3 protein-coding genes and 1 pseudogene are annotated in these 4036 nt (G+C 68.7%); 2 read left to right on the forward strand and 2 right to left on the reverse strand.

What is annotated here, in order from left to right; translation table 11 throughout:
- Positions 1–110: 110 nt before the first annotated feature.
- The gene (locus ACFQ87_RS44935) at positions 111–716 is read left to right on the forward strand and encodes a hypothetical protein (RefSeq protein WP_380616832.1); all 606 of its coding nucleotides are present in this window, start codon (positions 111–113) and stop codon (positions 714–716) included.
- 183 nt (positions 717–899) lie between these two features.
- On the opposite strand, the gene ACFQ87_RS44940 is transcribed toward ACFQ87_RS44935, so the two are convergent.
- A complete protein-coding gene (locus ACFQ87_RS44940; protein WP_380616833.1) occupies positions 900–1391 on the reverse strand; it encodes a hypothetical protein in 492 nt (163 codons plus the stop codon).
- A 7-nt stretch (positions 1392–1398) separates the two neighbouring features.
- Between ACFQ87_RS44940 and ACFQ87_RS44945 the strand changes: the two are divergent.
- Positions 1399–2410, forward strand: a pseudogene (locus ACFQ87_RS44945) (ISAzo13 family transposase); the annotation flags it as partial.
- A 14-nt stretch (positions 2411–2424) separates the two neighbouring features.
- Here the strand turns inward: ACFQ87_RS44945 and ACFQ87_RS44950 are convergent.
- On the reverse strand, positions 2425–3663 hold the full coding sequence (locus ACFQ87_RS44950) for a hypothetical protein (RefSeq protein WP_380616834.1): 1239 nt from the start codon (positions 3661–3663) through the stop codon (positions 2425–2427).
- Between the last annotated feature and the right edge of the window lie 373 nt (positions 3664–4036).

Below are 4036 nucleotides of genomic sequence, written 5' to 3' on the forward strand. Positions count from 1 at the left end.
CCCCCCGGATCATGCGAACTACAGGGGGGAACAGTCATGCCGGACCGGAGGCCGGGAGCCCCATTGCGGGGCCACCAAGAAGGTAACGGGGGGGGGTCGTCGGCGCGGGCGTGCTGCTGTGGAACTGGGCGGACGGGACGCCGTGGACGGCCTGGCCGCTCGTCTTGCTCGGGGCGGGCCTGGTGACGGCGCTGGTCGGGCTCAGGCTCCGGCCGGGTCTGGACCGGTGGGCCGACGCGCTGGCCGCTGGCGGGCTGACGGTATTGGTGCTGGCCGGGGTCGTGACCACGGGTGGCACGGTGGAGCAGGTCCAGCTCCGGGGGCGGACGACGGAACCGGTAACGATCGAGCTCAGCGGTTGCCGGGTGACCGGCCAGCGCTGGGACGAGGGCGCGGGGTCGGAGGACGAGGTCGAGTGCCGGTACGTCTGGTCGGTCGGCGGACGCACCTTCGACGAGGTGCGCCCGGCGGACAAGGTGCACCCGGACGGGCACCGGATCCGGCTGTGGGCGTCGCCGGAGGGCGGGGAGCTGGACGAGCACTCGTGGCAGACGGTCGTGGCGATGGGGTTGTCCGCGGCGGTGGTGGACGGGCTGGCGCTCCTGGCCGGTGCGGGGGCGTGGCGCCGGGTGTCGAGGCGGCGGGCCGAGCGAACGGGCGTGGCGGCCGAGCCGGTGCTCACCGCAGGCCGGGCGGGCACTGGCCGCGATCGCTGAGGCGCGGGGCCAGTTCGGGGCCGCGAGGCATGGCGGTCAGGGTGAAACGGCCCATCGCCGCAGCTCAATTGCAGATCAACAGATCGGCCGTCCCCATACTCGGAAGCCGTCGGGATGCACGGCGCCGGTGCAGGACGTGGGCAGGCGGCACGCGGGGAGTAGGGAAGAGCGAAGGAGGTCGGGCTATTGGGCAGACGGTTGCTGTGCCGCGTTGGCCATGTCGGCGGCGAGAGCCTGGGCGTCATGGTGGGCGCGTTGCCACCAGGCGGCGCCTGGGTGCTGGCCTGCGAGGTCGGCGGCGGGCTTCACCGCGGCGGCCAGGTCGGCGAACGCCTTCTGCAGTTGGACCGCCAGCTGGTCGTGGTCGGGAACGCCGCCACGAACAGCCCGGCGCAGTGAGCGCGCTGCTTTCCCCAGGTTTTCCGCAGCCTCCACCGTGTTGGCGGGCGCGCGCTTCTCCGGTGCGGTGTCGGTGAGGAGACGGGCCAGTTCGGCGCGCTGTTCGGCGGTGAGCAGGGTGCGCAGGACGCGGGCGTACTCGGCGGGCTCGATGGTCGCGGGGGATGCCGGGCTGTCGGCGACGCGGGTTCGGCTTCCTGGTACGCCGGTCAGCAAGCCCTGGCGCTTGAGCTCGGCGATGACACCGAACACCGTGGCGGAGGTGGTGCCGTGCACGCGCGGCTTCAAGAACCAAGGCCGCTCGTGGCGGCCCGCGGGGGACCCGGTGCCGGTACACGTCCAAGACTTCGCCGATCCGCTACTGGGCAAGGCCGTCCCCTACGGGATCTACGATCTGGCGGCGAACACAGGCTGGGTCAACGTGGGCACCGACCACGACACCGCTGCCTTCGCGGTGGAGTCCATCCGCCGCTGGTGGCACGGCCAGGGACGGGTCGCCTACGCGCAGGCGACCCGTCTGCTGATCACCGCCGACGCCGGCGGTTCCAAGGGCTACCGCACCCGGGCCTGGAAACTCGAACTCGGCCGACTCGCCGCCGAGACGGGCCTGACCATCACGGTCTGCCACCTGCCGCCCGGCGCATCGAAGTGAAACAAGATCGAGCACCGGCTCTTCTCCCACATCACCATGAACTGGCGCGGTCGGCCGCTCGCCAGCCACGAAGTCATCATCGAGTCCATCGCCGCGACCACCACCCGCACCGGACTGCACGTCACGGCCCGACTCGACACCAACACCTACCCGACTGGAGCCGCCGTCCGCGACGCGGAGACGGCCGCCCTGCCACTGACCCGGCACGCCTTCCACGGCGACTGGAACTACGCTCTCCACCCACAGCCAGCCCTGGTCATCCCGGCCGCACGAACCACGCAGACACACAAGCCGGAGTGGGAGCCGACCCTGCTGTCGGATCCCTCGCTGACCGGCATGTCACGGCGGCAGCTCGATGACCTGGTCCAGAACCTGGCCCAGCACGGGGACAGCCGACGCGGCCGTCCGCCAGGTCCTGGCCACCGTGCTCCACCTACGGGTCAACCTGGCTGCCGAACCCCTCGCCGTGCTGTTCGGTAGCAGCCGGACCGCAATGCACCGAACCCTCCTGAAGACCAGGAGGCTGCTCGAAACACGCGGCGTCGCCATCCCACCGACCACCACTGTCGCTCTCGCAACTCTCCAGACCCGCGTCATCAACCAGAGCCGCGAGCCCAACAGCAAGATCGAGACAACGTGTTAATGATCTGCAAGCCCTTAGGAGCAGCCGGGCACGGTGCTGGGGCTACCGCAGTTGTTGGGCTGGTTGAGGACGACGGGACTGACGTTCAGTGTCACCGTGCCGCTGGCCCTGAAGATGCCGCCACCGTCTGCACCCGTTCCCAGCGCCTGGTTCTTGGTCACCGGGCTACGGGTGAGAGTCGCGTTGCCGGAGGCCGTGTTGACGATGCCGCCACCGCGGGAGTTCGTACCATTGGTGGTGTTGCCGAGGACCGGGCTGTCGGTGAGCCGCACCGTGCCGGTCAAGTTGTAGATGCCGCCGCCCTGCGCATTGTTACCAGTGGCGGTGTTGCCGGTGACCGTGCTTGTCTGCAGCGTGATGGTGCCGGCTTGCGCGATGCCGCCGCCCAGCGCATTGCTACCGGTGACGTTGTTGCCGGAGACTACGCTGCTGGATAGCTTCACCATCGTGCCGACCGCGGCGGCGATCCCGCCGGCCAGGGTTCTTGCGTGGTTGCCGACGACCGTGCTACTGCTGACGGCCGCCGTGCCGGAACCTCCGAACGGGCTGACGAACAGGGCCCCGCCGGCCGCCGCGGTGTTGTTGCGGAGCGTGCTCCCGTTGACGGTCAACGCGCCATTGTCGTTGTCGACGGCCCCACCAAAGCTGTCGGCGGTGTTGGTGGCGAGGATGGTGTTGTTCAGCATCAGTCCGGGCCCGCCGCCGCTGAGCCAGATGGCACCGCCCCGGCCGTTGCCGAGGCTACTGGACGCGTGACCGTTGCTGAGGGTCAAGCTGTTGAGAGTGAGGTTCCCATTGGAGCCGTTGACTTGGAAGAAGCGGAAATTGGCCGCGCTTGCCGCTCGGGTGATGGTGTCGCCGCTTCCGTTGATCGTAACGGTGCTTGTGATGACCGGCAGTCCGTTGTCGTCGTTGGGCGGTGCGGCGTCAGTGAGGGTGTAGGTGCAACCCGGTCTGAGGTTGACCGTGCCGCCCACCGTGGCGACAGCGCCGATCGCGGCTTGCAGGTCGCTTTCGCTGCAGCTGGGCACGTTCACGATCGGCCCCTGGGTGGTGGCACGATCGGTTCTTCTTGCCTTGGCGGAGGGCATGCCGAGCACCGGGTTGATGGGCCCCGTAGCCGACTGCGACACGCCGAGTACGTCCGTGTCCGAGGCGGCCGCTTGTGCGGTAGCGGGTGGCGTAATGACACCAAAAGCGACGAGGGTGAGTCCCATGTGAATGGAGGCTCTACGAGAGATGCTCAGTCGCATCGGGGCTCCTTCGGGTGGATCGCGAGTGTCGTTCCAGTGAGTGACACCGGAACACAGAAATGATCTATGTCGTATCAGCCGATGAAATGAACCGGGACGCTCCGATGTCACCCGGATGGGGGTGTGCTGTGAGGTATGCGCAGGGGGTCTGTCCAGCGACTGGTGTATCTCGTGTTGTGTGAGTTACCGGCGGCCGACGGAGAGTCGGCCGTCGAAGGCGATGTCGAAGGCCTGGAGTGCGGGCTTCCAGCGCATGGTCCAGCGTTTGCGTCCCTGGCCGACCCTGTTGCCCATTCGGGTTGATCAGGTTTTCGTGGCGAGGTTGATCTCCAGGCGGGCGAGGTGGCTGGTGTGGGAGCGGTCGAGGGCGCGG

It is taken from the genome of Kitasatospora sp. NPDC056531, from assembly GCF_042794375.1.
GTDB lineage: Bacteria > Actinomycetota > Actinomycetes > Streptomycetales > Streptomycetaceae > Kitasatospora.